Here is a 625-nt window from a genome sequence, read left to right as displayed (position 1 = left end):
CTTGATTATTTGCTGACTACACGCAAAAAACCGCCGGACCGAGGGTCTGTGCGTTGAATATCCTCATGAATAATTTAAGGAGGCGTGATGTCATTCCAGAAAAATCAACCCAGGCCATCGAGTGCCATGACGCCGGTCCAGCGTGAACAGATAAGCGCCATGATGACCGCCTTTCAGCCGCGTCCTCAGGACAGTGAATAACCGCCGGGAGTCAATCACTTATTGATGATGGCCTGGTTCGGGGCCGTGGCGGGCATCTACACCGCCGCTATCGGCGGTGTATCCGCCTTACGCCCGCTGGCCGCCGGGGTGGCGGCCGGAAAACTGGGCGCTTACATCGGCAATGAAATCGGGACGACCGTTACCCACGGGATCATGTTCTTACGGGGCCATCACACCATCGCCACCGAAGGCAATGCACCGGCCCGGCAAAGGGATGCCATTGCCCATCAGAACAAAAGTGCCGCCTTGTGGGGCGCACTGGGCGGGGTGTTACTGCTGTCTCTTGATCAGATCTCCAAATCAACCGATTTAGCCAGCAAATAGCCGTCTATCAGGGTTTGCAGCCGAAACCAGCCTTCCCAAAGTCGTTCCCATCCGACTCGACCCGTGCGTTTGGAATCGT

1 protein-coding gene is annotated in these 625 nt (G+C 56.6%); it reads left to right on the top strand.

Features of this window, described 5'->3' with window-relative positions:
• The first annotated feature begins 222 nt into the window (after window positions 1-222).
• On the top strand, window positions 223-546 hold the full coding sequence (locus C5471_RS23445) for a hypothetical protein (RefSeq protein ID WP_133815620.1): 324 nt from the start codon (window positions 223-225) through the stop codon (window positions 544-546).
• Window positions 547-625 lie beyond the last annotated feature (79 nt).

Origin of the sequence: Photorhabdus tasmaniensis (genome assembly GCF_011189505.1) — a bacterium.
Classification (GTDB): domain Bacteria; phylum Pseudomonadota; class Gammaproteobacteria; order Enterobacterales; family Enterobacteriaceae; genus Photorhabdus; species Photorhabdus tasmaniensis.
Note: the sequence above shows the minus strand (reverse complement) of the source record. Positions and strands in the feature narration are given on the sequence as shown.